General features: G+C 40.2%; 19 protein-coding genes. 11 read left to right on the top strand and 8 right to left on the bottom strand.

Annotated elements, in window-relative coordinates:
• Positions 1-50 precede the first annotated feature (50 nt).
• The 4 genes from G5B12_RS01970 to G5B12_RS01955 are packed head-to-tail and all read right to left on the bottom strand — an operon-like array spanning position 51 to position 2,944.
• Positions 51-908 (bottom strand): ATP-binding protein, encoded by an 858-nt coding sequence (locus G5B12_RS01970; protein ID WP_174087651.1) that lies wholly within the window; start codon positions 906-908, stop codon positions 51-53.
• Positions 905-1,621, bottom strand: coding sequence for a replication initiator protein A (locus G5B12_RS01965; protein WP_014080781.1), 717 nt, complete (start codon positions 1,619-1,621; stop codon positions 905-907). Before G5B12_RS01965 ends, G5B12_RS01970 begins: the two co-directional genes overlap by 4 nt.
• Before the next feature lie 18 nt (positions 1,622-1,639).
• A complete protein-coding gene (locus tag G5B12_RS01960) occupies positions 1,640-2,023 on the bottom strand; it encodes a hypothetical protein (RefSeq protein WP_015560111.1) in 384 nt (127 codons plus the stop codon).
• A 3-nt stretch (positions 2,024-2,026) separates the two neighbouring features.
• Positions 2,027-2,944 (bottom strand): ParM/StbA family protein, encoded by a 918-nt coding sequence (locus tag G5B12_RS01955; protein WP_015560112.1) that lies wholly within the window; start codon positions 2,942-2,944, stop codon positions 2,027-2,029.
• Between the two features lie 220 nt (positions 2,945-3,164).
• Between G5B12_RS01955 and G5B12_RS01950 the strand changes: the two genes are divergently transcribed.
• The 5 genes from G5B12_RS01950 (at position 3,165) to G5B12_RS01930 (ending at position 7,721) form a co-directional block, all read left to right on the top strand.
• Positions 3,165-3,839 carry a response regulator transcription factor gene (locus tag G5B12_RS01950; RefSeq protein ID WP_019161010.1) on the top strand — a complete coding sequence of 225 codons (675 nt, stop codon included), beginning with the start codon at positions 3,165-3,167 and terminating at the stop codon, positions 3,837-3,839.
• Positions 3,827-5,005 carry a HAMP domain-containing sensor histidine kinase gene (locus G5B12_RS01945; RefSeq protein WP_174087650.1) on the top strand — a complete coding sequence of 393 codons (1,179 nt, stop codon included), beginning with the start codon at positions 3,827-3,829 and terminating at the stop codon, positions 5,003-5,005. The genes G5B12_RS01950 and G5B12_RS01945 overlap by 13 nt, the downstream gene beginning before the upstream one ends.
• Positions 5,006-5,121: 116 nt before the next feature.
• Complete coding sequence (locus G5B12_RS01940; RefSeq protein WP_173688852.1) at positions 5,122-6,192, top strand: ABC transporter permease subunit; 1,071 nt, start codon at positions 5,122-5,124, stop codon at positions 6,190-6,192.
• Positions 6,189-6,845 (top strand): hypothetical protein, encoded by a 657-nt coding sequence (locus tag G5B12_RS01935; protein WP_008705633.1) that lies wholly within the window; start codon positions 6,189-6,191, stop codon positions 6,843-6,845. The genes G5B12_RS01940 and G5B12_RS01935 overlap by 4 nt, the downstream gene beginning before the upstream one ends.
• 3 nt (positions 6,846-6,848) lie before the next feature.
• Positions 6,849-7,721, top strand: a complete 873-nt coding sequence (locus G5B12_RS01930) for an ATP-binding cassette domain-containing protein (RefSeq protein WP_005348496.1) — start codon at positions 6,849-6,851, stop codon at positions 7,719-7,721.
• A 37-nt stretch (positions 7,722-7,758) separates the two neighbouring features.
• Here G5B12_RS01930 and G5B12_RS01925 read toward each other — a convergent pair whose 3' ends face one another.
• Complete coding sequence (locus G5B12_RS01925; RefSeq protein ID WP_174087649.1) at positions 7,759-10,005, bottom strand: tetratricopeptide repeat protein; 2,247 nt, start codon at positions 10,003-10,005, stop codon at positions 7,759-7,761.
• 251 nt (positions 10,006-10,256) lie between these two features.
• Here G5B12_RS01925 and G5B12_RS17770 point away from each other — a divergent pair, with 251 nt between their 5' ends.
• Complete coding sequence (locus G5B12_RS17770; RefSeq protein ID WP_004844681.1) at positions 10,257-10,391, top strand: hypothetical protein; 135 nt, start codon at positions 10,257-10,259, stop codon at positions 10,389-10,391.
• A gap of 47 nt (positions 10,392-10,438) precedes the next feature.
• Here the strand turns inward: G5B12_RS17770 and G5B12_RS01920 are convergent, their stop codons facing one another.
• Both G5B12_RS01920 and G5B12_RS17360 read right to left on the bottom strand, forming a co-directional pair.
• Positions 10,439-11,047 carry a hypothetical protein gene (locus G5B12_RS01920; protein ID WP_005348504.1) on the bottom strand — a complete coding sequence of 203 codons (609 nt, stop codon included), beginning with the start codon at positions 11,045-11,047 and terminating at the stop codon, positions 10,439-10,441.
• Positions 11,040-11,225 carry a hypothetical protein gene (locus tag G5B12_RS17360; RefSeq protein ID WP_014080774.1) on the bottom strand — a complete coding sequence of 62 codons (186 nt, stop codon included), beginning with the start codon at positions 11,223-11,225 and terminating at the stop codon, positions 11,040-11,042. The genes G5B12_RS01920 and G5B12_RS17360 overlap by 8 nt, the downstream gene beginning before the upstream one ends.
• Positions 11,226-11,562: 337 nt before the next feature.
• Here G5B12_RS17360 and G5B12_RS01910 point away from each other — a divergent pair, with 337 nt between their 5' ends.
• The 4 genes from G5B12_RS01910 to G5B12_RS01895 all read left to right on the top strand — a co-directional run bounded on the left by G5B12_RS01910 (position 11,563) and on the right by G5B12_RS01895 (position 17,776).
• Positions 11,563-13,263, top strand: coding sequence for a recombinase family protein (locus G5B12_RS01910; protein ID WP_174087648.1), 1,701 nt, complete (start codon positions 11,563-11,565; stop codon positions 13,261-13,263).
• Between the two features lie 223 nt (positions 13,264-13,486).
• Positions 13,487-14,269 carry a ZIP family metal transporter gene (locus G5B12_RS01905; RefSeq protein WP_173761904.1) on the top strand — a complete coding sequence of 261 codons (783 nt, stop codon included), beginning with the start codon at positions 13,487-13,489 and terminating at the stop codon, positions 14,267-14,269.
• Between the two features lie 117 nt (positions 14,270-14,386).
• Positions 14,387-14,626 carry a hypothetical protein gene (locus tag G5B12_RS01900; RefSeq protein ID WP_148446772.1) on the top strand — a complete coding sequence of 80 codons (240 nt, stop codon included), beginning with the start codon at positions 14,387-14,389 and terminating at the stop codon, positions 14,624-14,626.
• 30 nt (positions 14,627-14,656) lie between these two features.
• Positions 14,657-17,776 carry an alpha-mannosidase gene (locus G5B12_RS01895; protein WP_174087647.1) on the top strand — a complete coding sequence of 1,040 codons (3,120 nt, stop codon included), beginning with the start codon at positions 14,657-14,659 and terminating at the stop codon, positions 17,774-17,776.
• Positions 17,777-17,956: 180 nt separating this feature from the next.
• Here G5B12_RS01895 and G5B12_RS01890 read toward each other — a convergent pair whose 3' ends face one another.
• A complete protein-coding gene (locus tag G5B12_RS01890) occupies positions 17,957-18,358 on the bottom strand; it encodes a TM2 domain-containing protein (RefSeq protein WP_021976639.1) in 402 nt (133 codons plus the stop codon).
• A 170-nt stretch (positions 18,359-18,528) separates the two neighbouring features.
• Here G5B12_RS01890 and G5B12_RS01885 point away from each other — a divergent pair, with 170 nt between their 5' ends.
• Complete coding sequence (locus tag G5B12_RS01885) at positions 18,529-19,287, top strand: hypothetical protein (protein ID WP_021976638.1); 759 nt, start codon at positions 18,529-18,531, stop codon at positions 19,285-19,287.
• The last annotated feature ends 50 nt before the right edge of the window (positions 19,288-19,337 follow it).

Below are 19,337 nucleotides of genomic sequence, written 5' to 3'. Positions count from 1 at the left end.
AGTAGTACCACTGTCAGTGAAGAATAATTATCGTGTTATGCTTCTTTGCTTCAGTTCTGGTTCGGAGCATGATTGTTTAACAGAATTCTTTTTGCCTGTTTTAAATTGGCTGTTGCATTGTCCTGACGAATATTCCGGTTATTGATACGGACAGGAATACATCTCTCCAGAATACGGTCATAAATTCGTTTGTGTGCGATATCAGCGGCATTATTCAGCTCTGATAAAGTGAGATTGGTCGTTATGATCAGGGGCTTTTTACTGCGGTAACGACTGTCGATCACATTGAATACCTGTTCCAGTGCAAAGTCAGAGTTCCGCTCAATTCCGAGATCATCAATAATCAGAAGACTGTAGCGGTTTAAGCTGTTGATGAACTGGTTTCTGTCTTCAAAATGCATTCCGGTAAGGGTATTCAGAATCTGGGAAAAGTTGGTCATCAGTACAGGAACGCCTTTTTCCAGCAGGGCATTGGCAATGCAGCCTGCAAAAAAAGATTTTCCAGTACCGACATCACCCCAGATGAGAAGTCCGGAGGCGTTTGCTTTCATCTCTTCCCAGTTGCTTACATAATTGTGTGCCAGTTTTATTTCCGGATTGATGCCGTTATCCTTGGAAAAAGTGTAGTCATAGAGTGCTTTGTCCTGTAAGCCGCTGGTTTTAAGATGCTCTATTTCCATTTGTTTTTCATGAAGTTTTCTCTGGGTTTCTTCCTGCTCAAAGATTTCCTGCTGGCATTTACAGCGAATGGAAGGAATAAGCACCTTTCCCTGTAATTCATGCCGGCATTGTCTTGGCGTATTGCATTTGGAACAGTAGATCAGGTGGTCTGTTTCGTTAAAATATTCATCAGGCTGAAGCTCTCTGTTTGGTGTTATAGCGGTTGCTTTTCCTGTAAATCTTGTCATAGTGTTTCGTATTCCTCACTTTCGTAATTTCTTTGCCGGGAAGCAGGATGATCCTGTCTTGCCCAACTGATGATGGTAGCTGCATGGTTCTGATATTGTTTTCCGGTAGAAGCCATATAACCGGATAAGCGTTCAATATAATCCTTCCAGTCAGGGATTGTCTGCCGGATATCTTCAAGCTCTTTTTCTGACAGAAAAACATTTTGAAATTTTCCATAGGGTGAGAGTGGCTCCTTACTCCCTCTTATTGCTAAATTGTTCTTTTTTATCTCTTTCTTATTACCAGACAGTTTTCTGTCTGTATCAGGGAAAGAATCCTGTCTGTCAATAGGACAGTTTTCTGTCTGTCTTAGGGAAAGAAATCTGTCTGTATAGTGGATGGTTTCTTTTGGGAGTTTTACATAAATTCGATTGGGCTGTCCGGGTCCCTGCCGTTTTCGGAAGATAAGCTCCTGTTTTTCCAGTACTGCCAGAGCAGTTTTAATCGTCATCTGGCTTTTGTGGAGAACTTCTGCCAGTGCTTCAATTGTAAAGTAAATGAACACATGACCATCGATATCTGACCAGCCCTCATTTTTCTGGGAAAGCCTTGCCCGGTCGAGCAGGATAATATAAAGCATTTTGGCAGTTTCGTTTATTTCCATGTCCAGAAGGAAACGGGGAAACATCATATAAGATGGCAGGTTGGTGTCTGCTGTCAGAAAGTCCGTCATGTGTTCACCTCCAATCAGTTATTCTCCAAGAAAATCCCAGTCTACATCATTATCCGGCTGTGAATTTTCAGGTGTTGGAAAGGACGCCCTGATTTGGGGCTCCCTTTGCGCCATGCCTACAGTCAGTCCGGAAAGAAAAAGTGGCAATTCCTGTTTCAGACTGTTTTCCACTGCATCTACAATCTGTTTCACAAAAAGTTCTTCCCGTTCTCTTGTTTCCAGATAAGGATCAGCCTGTGTGCGGTAGTAGCGGTCAAAATAATCTACCAGTGCAAGAGAGATTACCTGACTGTAAGATTTAAAATCCTGCCTGTCCATCGTCTGTAAATATTCCCAGGCTCTCCGCTGTTGTTCTTTGTCCAGATTAAAGCGCAGGTTTGTGTTGCGGATATTGTTCTGCATGGTTTATCCCCTCCTTTTCAGGCTCATATAAGCCAGAGATTCGTAACCTTTGGCAGTGGCGCAGATGTCATCAATGATTGTGACTCGTGATTTGTCATACGTTCCGAAGTTACGGATCAGGCATCCACCGCCGCCAACCACATACAGGCGCATCAGGTCAGGATTATATTCATATTTGCGGAGCGTGGAAAAAAGTTCTGCCACATACTGTCTGGCAATAGAACTGATACAATCCAGATATGGTGCTGAAATGTCAGCTGTTCCAAACCGCAGAATCTGTTCTACTGTGGATTCTTCAATTTTCACTCCGAATTTGTCCAGAACAGCGTTCTTTGCGGCAATCATGCACTGGTTTACACCAAGTTTTTCTGTCCAGCATCGGCTCTCCTGAGCTTTCTTATTGTTAATATACAGAATGTTCATGGTTCCGTTTCCGATATCTGCAAGGAGATTAGTTCCCTTGAAATTTCCAAGGTGGTTTACAATAGCCGGATATCCCTGTGGGTAAAGGCTACATCCCGCAAAGTGGAGATGATATTCTTTGCCGTTGAAACGGTAATGGACTTCTGGATTCTGGAGCAGATAGGAACGAAAAGCTTCTCTTTGATTTCTGATCCATGTCAGAGGAAGTCCGGCAGCCAGATGAACATCTGCTTCACGGATGGAAAAGACATTCAGTTCCCTTGCAATAGCCATTAGCGTCAGAAGATAATATTCTTCGTCCATAGCTTTATCCGGGATAAATTCTTTGTGTCCTTCGCCAATCCGGTAGTAAATGCCGTTATATTCCAGAATATTCCCGGTGAAGATTGGTTCGGTTTCATAGGCTTTGATTCCGGTTGGTGTGACGGTGTTTGCTGTTTTCATATTGCCATAGCCATGATCTACAGCGATGATTTTTGTGTTTTTGAGTTCTCGCATAAAAAATACCTCCGTTTTCGTATTGATTGATTCAGCAGGTCATACCGGTGTGGTACTGCTTTGCTGTGAGATAAGCATACGAAAATCGGAGGTAAAAGACATTGAGTGGAAATTGAGCTGGAATTGAGAAAAAAGATATATTGTGCGTACATTCTTCATGTACTCTTGTTGTGATTTCATTGTTTTTTATCGTATAATATGGATACTGGAGGTGGTTTGGATGAAATACAAGATTTTAGTTGTCGATGATGATAAAGAATTGGTGAAAATGCTTTGTAGTTATTTTAATATGAAACAATATGAAACCATTACGGCTACAGACGGAATGGAAGCATTAAATAAAATAAAAATGAAACCGGATATTATTTTGTTGGATATCAATATGCCACGCATGGATGGGATTGAAGTATGTCGTCTGATACGCAGTAAAGTGTTATGCCCGATTTTGTTTCTAACAGCAAGAGTTGATGAAGATGATAAAATTAATGGGTTGCTTTCGGGTGGGGATGACTATATTACGAAACCATTTAGTCTTCGGGAGTTGGAAGCAAGGATTGCCACAAACATAAAGAGAGAAGAAAGGCATCAACAAAAAACGGAATACCGTTTCATGGATGAAATGCTGATTGATTATTCTGAAAAAATAGTAGCTATAGCCGGACACAGGATGGAGTTCACAAAAATTGAATATCAGATTATTGAATTCTTATCCATGCATCCAGGGCAGGTGTTTGATAAAGAACGTATATATGCACAAGTCTGTGGATATGATGCGGAAGGGGACAGTAGAACGATAACGGAATTAGTACGGCGTATAAGGAAAAAAATAGCGGATTATTCAGAAAAAGAATACATAGAAACTGTATGGGGGATTGGATACCGATGGAAAAAATAAGAAACTTGTCACTGAAAAAAACAATTCTGCTTTATTTTGTGATCAGCTTAACGGCAGCATTTCTGTTATCTGGATTTACAGTTCATTTTGCAGGAAATATGCAGAATAAAATATGGGAAAAATATATTGATTATGCAGATTATACGGACGTGTTTCAGCAATATGGAAAGAAATACGAGATTGAGATATCAAGACCTAATCAATCGCAGATGAATCGTTTGGACTATCATCTTTCGGAAATGTGTGACTTTATGGAAACATATTCGGTACTGATTTTTTCGATTGTTGGGAGTGTTGCTGCGGTATTCTTTTTTTATAAAAATAAGTTAAAGACACCTCTACAGGAACTAAAAGATGCCTCACAAATGATTGCAGATAATGAACTGGATTTTCATGTGTCCTATGAAAATAAAGATGAGATGGGAACTTTGTGTAAAGAATTTGAAATGATGCGAAGTGATTTAGCAGATAACAACAGAAAGATGTGGCGAATGATTGATGACGAGAAGGCTTTGCGGAATGCAATTGCACATGATATACGTTCTCCACTTTCCATATTGCGTGGGTATCAGGAAATGCTCTTAGAGTTTGTTTCTGCCGAGAGTATAAAAACAGAGGATGTTATTGATATCTTACAAACAGGCATGTATCAGATTGACCGTATAGAGCATTTCACGGAAAACATGAGAAAAATGTCCCATTTAGAACAGAGGGAACTGCAATGCTCAGAGATAGAGTTATCGGAACTGGCAAAAAAGATTGAGGCAGAAGCTGCCATGCTGTCCAAGAAGGAAAGTAAATTATGTAAGGTAGAAAGAGTGCAGGAACAAAACATTGTGAAAGTGGATGAGGAACTTGTCATGGAAGTGACAGACAACTTACTGGAAAATGCGGTTCGATATGCACAAAAAAGTATTGCTTTGCAGATAAAGAAAAAGGATGGTTTTCTTATAATTTCTGTTGAAGATGATGGAATAGGATTTGTGGATACTGAGGAAAAAGTAACAGAGCCATTTTATCATAAGAATCCACAAGATGATTTAAAGCATTTTGGCCTTGGTATGTATATTTCTCGTATTTTCTGTGAAAAGCATGGAGGAAATTTGAAAATATATAATGCCAGACAAGGCGGTGCTCATGTAGAAGCTCTTTTCAAAGCTGAATAAAAATACTTTATAAGGCTGAAATCACAAATAAAGTGGTTTTAGTCTTTTTTGTTGTGAATTTATTGAGAATTGATTTGTATGATGTTGTTAAAGAAATAAAGAAAGGAAGAGATACAATGAAAACAATCATAAAAAGAAGTATACTTGATTATTTAAAGAACCCTGTTTTGTGGATTGGCTTGATTATTATAGTTGCCAGTATGTATCAATGTCTGTCATCGTATTTGCAAATTCATTATATCAAACAGAATGAACAGATCACACAAAATGACGTAGCATTGGAAGATGCTGATGTCATGGATGGGTACATTCCCACATCTGATGATAAAGAAAGAAGAAGGGAGTGGGAAGATACGATCAAAGAGACGTTAATGGACACCTCCAAAAATGGTTTTGGATTTAGCAGGCAGGAAGCAGATCATGTAATGAAAGAAATTCAGAATATGGATGTAAAGACTGCTTCTGAGTTTTTGGAATCCCAATATGGCTATTATAATGCAATATATGCTTATGAGGACCTTGAAATTCATAAGGGGACAGCAGAAGAAATCAATCATTATATCGAGCGGAAATTATCCGAACATTCTTTTTCCTGGTACTTTGCCAAAAAATTTACGGATTTTGCAGGATTGCATATGGCCTTTTTTGCAACAGTCTTGCTATCATTTTTATTTATTCAGGATACACGAAAAAGTACCTATGAATTATTACATACAAAGCCTGTTACGGCAATCCAATATATATGTGGGAAAGTAATAAGCGGATTCATTAGTATGCTGGGAGTATTAGTGATTTTGAATGTTATATTCTTTATGCTGTGTTTGAAAACGTCTTTAGAATCGGGCTTTCCAGTAACACCAATTGATTTTTGCGTGAATTCTCTGATCTATATTGTTCCGAATCTTTTGATGATATGTTGTGTCTATACAATTACAGCATTAATATTTAAAAATCCGCTTCCGGCAGCACCAATCTTGTTTTTACACATTATATATTCAAATATGCTGACCATGAAGAATGATATTTATTATATGAGACCGTTCTCTATTATGGTGCGATTCCCTGGCAGATTTTTTGAAACACATGCAGCCAAAATGTCAAACATAAATCAGATTATTCTTGTAATTTCATCAGTTATATTAGTATGTATTTCTGTTACAATCTGGAAAAGGAGGAGGGTTCATTGAAAACGGAACTAAAAAACTGCCTGTCGTTATATAAGATTTTTTATTCATGTGCATTTATACTGATATTGTGTGCTATTCATCCGATTATATACTATGAAGAAATCGGTTCAGCGATTCAGTCGCCAATAGCATTTTTAACAATTATTTTTTGTAGTGACACATATTTGATGGAAGTAAAAAGTAAGCGTGCCGATGTATTTCATTTGTATGATCAAAAAAAGCAGTTAAAAGTAATATCGCAGAGAGTGGGCGTTCAAATATTATATTTATTAATACTTTCCTGTGTTGGATATGTTTTGTTTTTTTGGCAAAAACCGGGCAGTGTAAACGAAGGCATTTCGGGTATTCAGATATTTCTTTTATATTTCATTGCAATGTTTGGAACTATCTGGCTTTGGAGTATATGCTCTGTGATTTTGTGTACATTGCTTCGAAATATGTGGGCAGGTATTGGATGTTTATTTGGAATTGTCATTGGACTTATATCAAAAGCGGGAAGTTCATTTTTCGGAAATCTGGGATTGTTTTCTTTCAGCTTTTGTGAACCTACTCAATTAATGTCCGAGAGTTGGATTTATGGAACGCTTGTGTCTTTTATAGCGGGGCTGTTTTTATTTGCAGTATTACCAATGACTTTAAAGAAAAGAGGATAGATTATGAGTATTAGAATAAATGATTTAACAGTTAGATTTAAAAATGGTGTAGTTGCAGTAAATAAGGCATCTCTTGAAATACCTAAGGGAATTTACGGACTTTTGGGTGAGAATGGTGCCGGAAAAACCACTTTGATGAGGGTTCTTACAACTGTTTTAAAACAAACGGAAGGAATGGTTTCCCTTGATGGAATTCTGTATAACGAGGGAAATTATGAGAAAATACAGAAAAAGATTGGTTATCTTCCACAGGAAATCGACTTATATCCGAATCTTACGGTGAAAGAATGTCTTGTATATATGGGGGGACTGTCAGGAGTAGCCAGAAATGACCTCGAACAAAGAATTACCTATTATCTGGAAAAGACTTCTCTTACAGAGCATCAGAATAAAAAAATGCGGCAATTATCTGGTGGTATGAAGAGACGTGTCGGACTCATACAGGCACTTCTTAATAATCCGGATTTTTTGATTATTGATGAACCTACCACCGGGTTAGATCCGGAAGAAAGAATCAGGATCCGCAATCTTTTGGTTGATTTTTCAAAGGATAGAACTGTGCTGTTTTCCACTCATGTAGTAGAAGATTTAGCAGCAACCTGTACACAGCTTGCCATTATGAAAAAGGGAAGTTTTTTATATTCTGGAAGCGTGAGTGGGTTGCTGGAAAATGCAAAGGGCTGTGTTTGGAATTGTACGGTACAAAACGCAGAAGAAGCCCGTTTGTTAGAAGCCAATTATTCTATATCATCTAAGCAGTATGTAGAAAATGGAATTCATATGAAAGTATTAAGCAAAGGAAAGCCAAATGAGAATTGTGTCCTGGATAATGATATCACTTTGGAAGATGCATATATTTATTTGACGAATAGTTGAATATAACGGCGGGCAAGTTGCCCGCCGTAAATTATGCTTATTTTGTTAAAAGACCGGATAGATTTTTTCCAATGCAAAATCCAATCTGTGGATATAACTCCTGAATTTCCTGATATTTTGCTTCAATCATTTCTGGTTCATCAGCCCAGATCTTTTCATATATTTTGAAAGCTCTTTTAAAATGTGTTTTGGCTTGCGGAAGATTGGCAGTCATCAGATAAATGGTTCCAAGGGTTTCCTGTACTTTGGCATAATCCAGACAGTCATCGGAATGGTATTCCTTGATGATGCCGGATAATTTTTGCAATTCAGAGATGCCTCTTTCGGGTTCCTGCTGTTCTGTCAGGAACATTGCATAATTGGCAATCTGAGGTATGCTGTCATTTATATGAAGCAGGTTAAATTGGTCAAGCAGTGAGATACTTTTTTCCATGTGTTCTCTTGCAAGATCGGGATGACCGTTCATGCGGTAAAGTCCACCGAGATTGGCATGAAGGTTGGAAACAAGGCGAGCATTGTCAGCAGTGATATTTTCTATCTGGGCAAGTGCATCCTTTTCCAGTTTTATTGCTTTTTCTGGCTTGATTTCAAGAGTAGCCTGAAAATCCAGTAACAATGCCCGGTCAGAATCGGTGCCAATGTCTTTACGCTTCAAAAAATTTTTCAATTCCTGAATGATTGCTTTCATACCTTTCTGGTAATTATAATTATCCATATATGGAAAAACATTTTCCAGAAAAAGTAGATATTTTGGTATATCATCTTTTTCAATCAATTCTATGATGTTTCCTGCTGTCTGAAACAGCTTCTTGTAATAATCGACTTCAATTCCATGCATTAAACATATTTTCTGTAAAGAATCCAGTAATATGTGACAGCTACTTACAGATGGTTTTGTCTCTGAAAGGGTGATTTCCTGAATCATCGGATGCAGAGAGATGGTGCGACGTGTTGTTGTCTGAACGAAACCAGTCTCAATTAAATCGTTGATTTCATTTAGTGTGGGCATTTCCAGCCATTTGGCAAATATACGGGCAGAAATACCGGTGGAAGGAAGAAAGCACATATTACACATGATATCCTGCTGTTCAAGAGATAAAGTGTATAAAGAAAACAGCGTATGGATATGACTGTAATAGGTGGCTTTGCTGCTTTGTCCATCTTTGATTATTTTAATTTTATCTTCGTTATGGAAAGATGCTTTTTCCACCTGAAGTCTTGTTAATAACTGGTCTGGAGTTGAGATTCCATTTTCCAGAAGTTTTGCTGCCAGTTCCACGGCAAAAGTATGAGAGTGAACAGTTTCGATGATCTTTTCAACTGTTGCCCGGTACGTGTCTGCCTCTGAATAAAATACTGATGCCAGCTGGAAGAGAGCGTTCATATCCTCTATTTCTTTTAATGGCAGAGTACAGTATTCATCCAGTTTGCTTCGGGTTGTAAACAAAATCTGGCAGCGATATTTTAATACTACTGACAGAAAGCTGTCCTGTGTCGCAGTGACATTAAAATTATCTATGATAAGCAGAGTATCAGATTTCAGGGAACGCAGAAAACGGTTATGTCTTTGAAACCGTTCCTGGTCAGTGCTTTCCGGCGGATCGTCAATAAAATCCATGTCAGTAATATCCTGATGAAGATTGCCGGTATATTCTATATAAAGTATATTGGTGTATTGCTTTATGTACCGCTTTGCGTAGGCTTTGGCAAGTTCACTTTTTCCGATTCCGGCGATTCCGCAAAGGAAAACATGACGGTTTTCCTCAAGCACGGTATATAATTCTTCCAGTTCTTTATCTCTTCCGATAAAATGACGGCATGGTTTCGGAACCTCACTGTCCATAATATAATCCAGCACAATGGGGGATAAAGCTCCTCCGGCAAGCAGCTCCTGATTTTTGGTATTACGTTTGATAAATTGTCGCTCCATGCCAAAAGAAATCAGCTTTGCAAGAAAAAGCAGACGCGAGCTGGCTGGTTTGTACAGAGAAGCCAGATTTTTCTTTTTGGCATCGGAGATGGTGTCATCTTGTATAAATAATGTGTATATATCTTGCATAGCCATATTGCAGTCAGACATCAGTGGAAGAAGATTCTGGTGGATGGTATGGGCTAATTTTTCCTGGTTGGATGGCTTGGAATAGTAAGCGGATATTTTAGGACTGATTTTAGCCTGACCAGTCATCCAGCGGCAAACCAGACCGTTATCCATTGAAAAATCCTGATTTGCCGGATCATCCATAAAATCTTCAAATAATTCGTATAAAAAATCAGGCTGACTCATTTGATTACTTTCGCTGATATGATTTTTTAAGCAAGTGCTAATAGAAGAAAAATCGCATCGATTCAATAGAAATTCCCCTTTCGTAGTTAAAGATTAAGTATATCCATCATAACACGAACATATATTCGATTCAAGGAAATGCGGATATTTTTAAATTGATTGTGTCAATTTACAATCAATTTCTATTCAATGTGGTTTTTCGGCAGGTTCTGTAAAATAAGCTCAGATCAAAACAATAACGGGAGGAGCTTATGCAACAGAATATTGAATTTGAGCGGTGTATCGATTTTCTGGTACGGATGATTGATAAGTACGGCGAAGAAGTCCTCCGGGAGTTGGAGGAAGAAAAACAGAATAAGGAAGAAAAAGAAGCGGCAGTTTCCTGAAATACAAAATGTAAATCAGACTGTCGCTTTTTTCATGCATTTTTAAATCAAATAAATTTTAAAAGCTGATGCAGAGTGTGTGGCTCATTATTCTGAGAAGCGGTAATACGCGTATCAAATGGCTTGAAATGATTCTGCGTATAAAAGCTCAGAAGAAATTCATTATCTTCGCATTCAAGAAACTCCATAACGCCACCTACGGAATATTTGAGACTGGATATGGTTTCCAGTGCAAATCCCAGTAGAATATTTCCAGGAATTCGTTTTTCCTTTGGAAGAGAATAGTTCTTTCCCAACTGGGCGATCAGGTAAGCTGCGGTAGTATAGGATTGTGTTTCTTCATCCAAAATACTGACACGGGACAGTTTTTTTGCCATTGTCTTGCTGATATTTGAAGCACGGACAGAGATTGGTTTTATTGTAAGTGAAAAATAACCAACCAGTGAAGCATCTTCAGCATCAAATACCAGATAAGTGATAGATTGATCTTTTTTGGTAAACTCAATCGCATTATGTAATAAAAAGTATTCCACATCGGGATTTTTGGGACAAGAAAAATCGGAGAGTAAGTCGTAAAGACTTTCCTCTCCGATATATGTCGGTTCGTCTTTATCCAAATATGCCCGAATATTAACGGTAAAATATTTATCAGACATGTTTTTTCTTCCTTTTTGACATTAAAGCTAAGATTTCCTGTGGGTTCGTTAACTGACGTCCGGGAAGTGTCTGCTTTGGTGTGCGGTCACGGTCGGCTTCGTCAATTGCTGCGACAAAACGCTTTACGCTATTTGGATTGGATACGACAAAATTATGAGTAATACTTGAAGTAGCCATACTAACACCTCCTCTTTTTTGGCTTTTTTGTGTATTTATAGTATATGCAATGTGTGATAAAAACACAATATCAAAAACAGAAATTATTTCTAAATAATTTTCAAGCCGGACATTTATTAGACGCTTCCGGTAAGCGAACAATATTTTCGAGCCAATCATTTATAAGTCGCCAATGGTGGGCGGGCAATATTTTGATAACAGAAATGCTCTGTATCTAACTTAATTATACGATTGGCGAAGAAATGCGTCAATACGGAAAATAAGTATTGAAAATAGTTGGAACAAGTACTAAAATAAGGTTGGGACAATAAAACAGAGTTATACTGCGAGGAAGATTATGAAGAATAAAAAGATTAAATGTGATATATATACCAGAGTATCCACAACCATGCAGGTAGATGGCTACAGTCTGGATGCTCAGAAAGAAAAACTCAAGAGATATGCGGAATTTCAGAATATGGAAATTGTAAATGAGTATTCCGATGAAGGTAAGTCTGGAAAGAGCGTAGATGGCAGACCGGAATTTCAGAGAATGTTGGATAATATTGAGAATGGAACAGATGAGGTACAGTTTGTACTGGTGTTCAAGCTTTCCAGATTCGGTCGTAATGCGGCAGATGTATTAAACTCTTTGCAGAGGATGCAGGATTTTGGAGTGAATCTGATTTGTGTAGAAGATGGAATTGACAGCTCAAAAGATAGTGGAAAGCTGATGATTTCTGTTCTGTCTGCGGTGGCAGAGATTGAACGAGAGAATATCCTTGTTCAGACAATGGAAGGACGTAAGCAGAAAGCCAGGGAAGGAAAATGGAACGGTGGATTTGCTCCATATGGCTATGAATTGGTAAATGGAGAATTGCAGATTGCAGAGGACGAAGCAGAGATTATTCGTCTGATCTATGACAAATTTATTCATACCAATATGGGAATCTCTGCGATTGCCGCATGGCTGAACCAGCATGGATATAAAAAGAAAAAACGACAGAATAATACACTGGACGCATTTGCCTCTTCGTTTATAAAAGGCGTTCTGGATAATCCGGTATACTGTGGAAAGTTGGCTTATGGACGAAGGAAGAACGAGAAAGTTTCAGGAACAAGAAATGAATATCGCATTGTAAAACAGGAAAATTATATGCTGCATGATGGTATCCACGAAGGAATTATTTCAGAAACAGATTGGGAGCTGGCACATCAAAAACGGGAAAAAACAGGTGTGAAATATGAAAAGACGCATAGTCTGGATCATGAGCATATCTTATCTGGAATATTGAGATGTCCGTTATGTGGAAGCGGTATGTATGGGAACGTGAACCGAAAGAAAAAGAAAGACGGAACCTTATATAAAGATTATTTCTATTATGCCTGTAAACATCGTCGTCTGGTAGACGGTCATAAATGTGGATATCGTAAACAATGGAGTGAGGAGAAGATTAACAATGCAGTGGAAGAAGTTATTCGGAAGCTGGTGAAGAATCCTAAATTTGAAGAAGCAATTCTGAATAAAATTGGTTCAAGAATAGATACAGAAGAAATAGAAAAAGAGATTGACGGATTGGAAAAGCAGCACAGGCAGCTGACCGGAGCAAAAGCAAGACTTGGACAGCAGATGGACAGTCTGGATATTATGGATAAATTTTATGAGAAGAAATATCAGGATATGGAGACAAGGTTATACCGTCTGTACGATGAGATCGAAGGCGTGGAGAACAGTATAGAGGAAGTTAAGAACCGCCTGCTGAATATCCAGCAACAGAAAATATCAGAAGAAAACGTCTATCAATTTCTTTTATATTTTGATAAACTATATGATAAGTTCACCGACCTGGAGAAGAAAGAATTTCTTAACAGTTTTGTAGAACAGGTGGACATTTATGAGCAGGAGCAGCCAGATGGCAGATTCCTGAAGCACATAAAGTTTCGTTTTCCGGTGTATTTTGGAGACAGGGAGACACAGGAACTTTGTTGGGACAACGAAAGTACCGTTGAGACGATAGCGTTGATTTCGAGAAAAGATAAATATGGAGCGGAGAGATAATAATATATTTGGTTATGAGCAAGTAGCGAAGCGGATTGCGAATATCCGCTTGACACACAAGCATGAGTTCAGAAAATTAAGAAGTGTCTTGTGGAAATAAAATGAAAGTGCTATACTTAAACAAATAAGGCCATGTGGATAAGAATATTAGAAATTCACATGGCTTCTTTTAAAACAATAAGTTAGCTATAACTAACACATGACAAAAAGGAGGAACGCTAAAATGAACATAAATGTATTCTATGGAATTCTGATCCCGTTTTTGGGTACTTCTGTGGGAGCGGCCTGTGTGATTTTTATGAAAAAAAATTTAAATGCACACGTGCAGAGGGCACTGACTGGCTTTGCGTCAGGAGTTATGGTGGCTGCTTCTGTTTGGAGCCTTTTGCTTCCGTCAATTGAACAGTCGGGGAAACTGGGAAAATTTTCTTTTGTACCGGCAGTGGCAGGCTTTTGGGCAGGAGTGTTGTTTTTGCTTTTGCTGGATCATGTGATTCCACATATTCACCAGTACAGTGACAGCGCCGAAGGTCCGAAGAGTAAGTTTCAGAAAACGACAATGATGGTCCTGGCAGTAACGTTACATAATATTCCGGAAGGAATGGCGGTTGGCGTGGTTTGCGCGGGATATCTCATAGGAAATACTCATATCACATTTAAGGGAATGGTGGCACTTTCTATAGGAATTGCAATTCAGAATTTTCCGGAGGGTGCGATCATTTCCATGCCCCTTCGCTCTGAAGGCATGGGAAAAGGAAAGGCATTTATAAGTGGTGTGCTGTCAGGAATTGTAGAACCTTTTGGAGCAATACTCACAATTCTGGCAGCGGATCTTATTATTCCGGTTTTGCCGTATTTACTCAGTCTTGCTGCCGGTGCTATGATCTATGTAGTGGTTGAGGAGCTGATCCCGGAAATGTCAACAGGGGAGCATTCGAATATTGGAACCATATTTTTTGCAACAGGTTTTTCCTTTATGATGATATTAGATGTGGCGTTGGGATGATTGGTCTGTTTATTTCGCACGTATGAAAAAATAGGTAAAAATTTGAATAGAGTAGCAATACACCCTACATATATGATATGCTCTACCTATCAACCACAAGAAAAGGAGGAACAAAAAATGAATAATAAAGGCATCGGCGCAGTTTTCTGTCTGATATCGGCAATCCTGATCTCTGCAAAATACATCTCAGCTGCGATATTTATGAGCGGTGTGAATACCTGGGATGCCACATTATTTGCTGCCGGACTGGGGTATGTGGGGCCTTTCCTGTCAATCGCTTCTGCTGTTGCACTGATCGTCGGAATTTTGTTTCTCGGATATGGGGTATATGAGGAGATAAGAAAAAACAAGAAATAAACAGGTTGCAGACAAGGGGGAATGTAGCAAATGTTTTTTACACTGGAAAAACTGGAAAGAAACACAAAACAGTTAAAAGATCTCCGTTACAGAGAACGGATGGAGATCCCGTCATTTGACGCGAGCACGCAGGAGGAGGAGCCGGTGGGAAAACGGCCGGAAAGCGTGGTCTACACGGGAACTCTGAAAAAAGGTGATTTCTGGATCGGAAGAGGTACTTATCTGTGGATCCGACAGTCCGTAGAGATCCCGGCGGAATGGGCGGGGAAAAAGATCGCCGGGCTTTTTAATATGGGAAAAACCGGCGAGGGCCTGAATTCCGGGTTCGAGGGACTGATCTACGTCAATGGTTCGCCATACTGCGAAACCGGCTCCTATCATGAAGAAGTGATCTTTCCTTCAGAGCTTGCCGGTACGAAAGTGGAGCTGGCTATCCGCCTCTGGGCAGGACTGGAAGGCGGCGGAGTACCAACACAACAGACTCATCAGTTCAAACAGGCAGAGCTTGCCGTTCTGGATGAGGTTGCGGATGATTTTTATTACAGCAGCAGAGCGGCTGTTGAGACTGTGCGTATGCTGGATGAGAACGATTCCATAAGAACAGATCTTCTGACAGCTATGGATCGTGCACATCTGGCTATAGATTGGAGAAGGCCTGGTTCTGATGCCTTTTATGGATCTCTGAAAAAAGCTCTGGAAGTCTGGAAGAAGGAGGTTTCCAGAATCTCGTGGACCAGCCCGGTAACAGTCCATACTGTGGGCCATTCTCATATCGATGTGGCCTGGCTCTGGCAGCTGAAACACACCAGGGAAAAAGCAGCCCGCACTTTTTCAACGATGTGCACTTTGATGGAGCAGTATCCGGAGTTTACCTTTGTCCAGTCCCAGCCACAGCTTTATGATTATATTAAGACGGATTATCCGGATATTTATAAACGGATACAGAAAGCCGTAAAAACCGGAAACTGGGAACCAAACGGAGCGATGTGGGTAGAAGCTGACTGTAACATTTCTTCCGGTGAGGCTCTGGTACGTCAGATCCTGAACGGACAGCGCTTTTTCAAAAAAGAGTTCGGCGTAACGGCCAATGTTCTTTGGCTTCCCGATGTATTTGGTTACAGCTGGGCACTGCCTCAGATCCTGAAGCGTTCCGGAATTGACAATTTTATGACCATTAAGATTAGCTGGAACCAGTACAACCATATGCCTCACGATACTTTCCGCTGGATCGGTGTGGATGGTTCCGAAGTACTGACGCACTTTATGAGCACTCCGACTTTTGGCGATGATGGTGGTTATACATATAATGGGCTTATCGATCCGGCATCTGTAAAAGGGGTATGGGATCTTTACCATGATAAAGAGATCAATAAGGATCTGCTTCTGGCTTACGGAAACGGAGACGGAGGCGGCGGAGTGAACCGTGATATGCTGGAGATGGGACGCCATCTGAAGGCTATGCCAGGACTTCCGGAAGTAATTCCTGGAACGGCCTATGATTATTTCGAAAATCTTCAGAAGACCATTGCGTCTACAGACCGTCATGTACCAACCTGGGATGGCGAGCTGTATCTGGAATATCACAGAGGAACCTACACTTCTCAGGCACGGAATAAGAAAAACAACCGGAAGACAGAACTGAAACTGCGGGAGGCAGAGTGGCTGGTAAGTGAGGCCGCTGTAAAGACCGGCGATTTTTCTTCCTATCCGGAAAAAGAGCTCCAGGAAGCCTGGAAGATCGCACTCAGAAACCAGTTCCATGATATTATTCCTGGTTCATCCATCCATGAGGTATACGAGGATTCCGCAGCAGAGTATGCAAAAGCCAATGAAATCCTGGATACGATCGAGAAAAATGCCCTGAAGGTTCTGGTAAGAGAATCAGATTCCATTGTAACTGTAGTAAATAACAGCAGTTTTGCAGGTGAAGGAATTGTAACAGTAAAAGTAAAAACTTACGAGGGCAGAAAGGGAAGCTGGTTTTCAGCAGATGGAAAAGAGCTGCCTGCTGTATATACGGAAGATGGCTGGCTTGTAAAAGTTTCTGGCATAGAGCCTGCCGGATTTACAACTCTGACTCTTATAATTGGAACCAGGGCGGAATGTTTTTGCACAGAAGAGTGGACCGGGGAACTGGACACGCCATTTTATCATATTGTCTGGGATGAAAAAGGCCGTATGACTTCCATTTTTGATAAGGAAAATGACCGTGAGATCCTGAAGGCAGGCGAATTAGGAAACCACCTGGTGGTTTATGAGGACCGTCCAATGAAGTACGATGCCTGGGATATTGATATCTATTACCAGGAAAAAGGATACGAGGTAGAGGATCTGAAAACGGTTTCTGTGGAAAAATCTTCTTTGATGACAAAAGTAAAAATGGATTGGAATTATCAGGATTCCACGATCTCACAGGAAATCCGCTTTTACAATGATAACCGCAGAATTGATTTTGTCACTCATGCAGACTGGCATGAGCATCAGCAGCTTTTGAGAGTTCTTTTTCCTTTGGATATCCGCACCAGCGAGGCAACTTTTGATATCCAGTACGGAAATGTGAAACGTCCCACCTACGAGAATACCAGCTGGGATATAGCAAAATTTGAAACCGTTGCCCATCAGTGGGCGGATTATTCCGAAACCGGATACGGAGTCAGCCTAATGAACGACTGCAAATATGGCTACAGTGCCAGGGGCCATGTTCTTGGCATGTCGCTGATCAAATGTGGAATCCATCCGGATTATGCGGCAGATCAGGGAATCCATGATTTTACCTATGCACTTTATCCACACAGTGGCAGCTGGCAGGAATCCGGTGTGCAGAAAGAAGCCTGGAGACTGAACAATCCGCTCTGGACTGTGGAAGGTGCAGTGGATGCAGAGGTACGTCCTGCTTTTTGCAAGGCAGATACAGACCATGTAGCCATCGACTGTATAAAGAAGGCAGAAGATTCTGAAAGTCTGATCATCCGTTTCCACGAGTATGCAGGCATGCGCGGTCCGGTAACGCTAAATTTTGGTTTTCCGGTAGACTCCTGGCAGGAGACGGATCTGATGGAAAATCCGGATGGCGAAGAAATGACAGGAGAACTTAAGGTAACGGTACGTCCTTATGAGATCCGAACTTTCCGGGTAACTCCGAAAAAATAAACAATAACTGAAATATGGCGCCGGCGTTTTTTTATTTTTTGCATCCTGAACTTTATGCGGAAGGATCGAGCAGCGACTGTTTCATGGTTGCACGGGATGTCAACGGAAACAAGCCTGATGCAGTTAAAAAAGACAGCACAGCCGGAGATCACCCGGCTGTGCTGCCTGCTTACAGAAAACTTATCTCTGGATTAAAAGTCCCTGGCCATCTTTAAATTTACTCAGGATGATCATGATAAGATCAACAAGAGCCCAGATCGCACTGATCCCGGTCCAGCAAAGCAGGATCATAATGATTCCAGTTCCAATCTTTCCGGCATAAAAACGATGTATTCCAAATACACCGACAAAGAGACATAAAAGCAAAGTTACCAGCCAGCTTTTTGGGCTGACCACACTATTGTAACCACCCATAAAGTTATTATTGTTGTTGTTATTATTGTTATTAATGATAATAGGACCATTGCCATTACCACCATAAGAATTTAAATTTTCTACCTGCTTTCCGCATTTTGGGCAGACAACACAGTCGGAATCAATGATCTGACCGCAATGTTTGCAAAATTTTGTTCCCTGAGACATACGCGATATCCTCCTTAAAATATAGTTTGTATGAAGCTGCTTTTTATTGTATACCAATGTGGAAAAAAGGTCAATTCTCGACATGTTTTTTACCTTCCTTTTCCGATTTTTTATACCAAAAACCGGAGTGATTTGATATACTTATCACATACGGAAGGAGGAGATATGAAATGTATCGAGTAACAAAAGTGATATCTGCTGCATTGCTGGCCTTTATAATCGTAACTGCGGTTACCGTTGGTCTGGGCAGTATGGCAGATGATGGGGTGATTTTGGATGCGTGGTATGCCATGATCGGATATATCCCGTTTGGAAACGTGCTGGCGCCGTTATGTGTGGATCTTTTTTCAGAATCATTTAATCTTGGAAAAAATATGTCCGAATATCTGATCGGTATAAAAGCACTTACCATGCTGGATTTTTTTCAGGATGTTGTAATATTGCTGCTGACCGCAGTGTGCTTTGAGGCGGTCAATAATTTTGTACAGGTGCTTATGGGTGTGAAAGAAAAGGGCGGAATCTATAATGTTCTCCTGCAGATGATCAGTGGAATGGTAGCTGCGTTGCTTTCCACGTTTGCTGCATCCATTATCCTGAATGTTCTCTGCCGGCAGCTGGTTTCCCTGCCCAAAGCGGTTCAGGGGATTATTTCGGTTCTCGTTACCCTGATCACAGTAAGTGGGGCTGTTGGTGTCCTGTATTTTGTACTGGGAATAGGACTTGCCGGAGCAATTGGATTTGTTTTTCTGAAGATTGTTCTGACAAATACATTGAAAGTTGCAGCCACTTATACAGGAACTTTGCTGGTGCTGTTGTTTCTGAGTGAAAAAGCATATCTGAAAATGGTATCTGCTATTGGTGCGTGGGCGGTTGTGATCATTCTTCTGATCGGAGTGGATATGATGCTTTCCTCTGTTTATGATCATTGAGATATGTTGTGAGATTTACGGATTTGATGTAAATTGTGTGCAGAGTGGGT

It is taken from the genome of Blautia sp. MSK.20.85, assembly GCF_013317245.1.
Lineage (GTDB): Bacteria > Bacillota > Clostridia > Lachnospirales > Lachnospiraceae > Blautia_A.
Note: the sequence above shows the minus strand (reverse complement) of the source record. Positions and strands in the feature narration are given on the sequence as shown.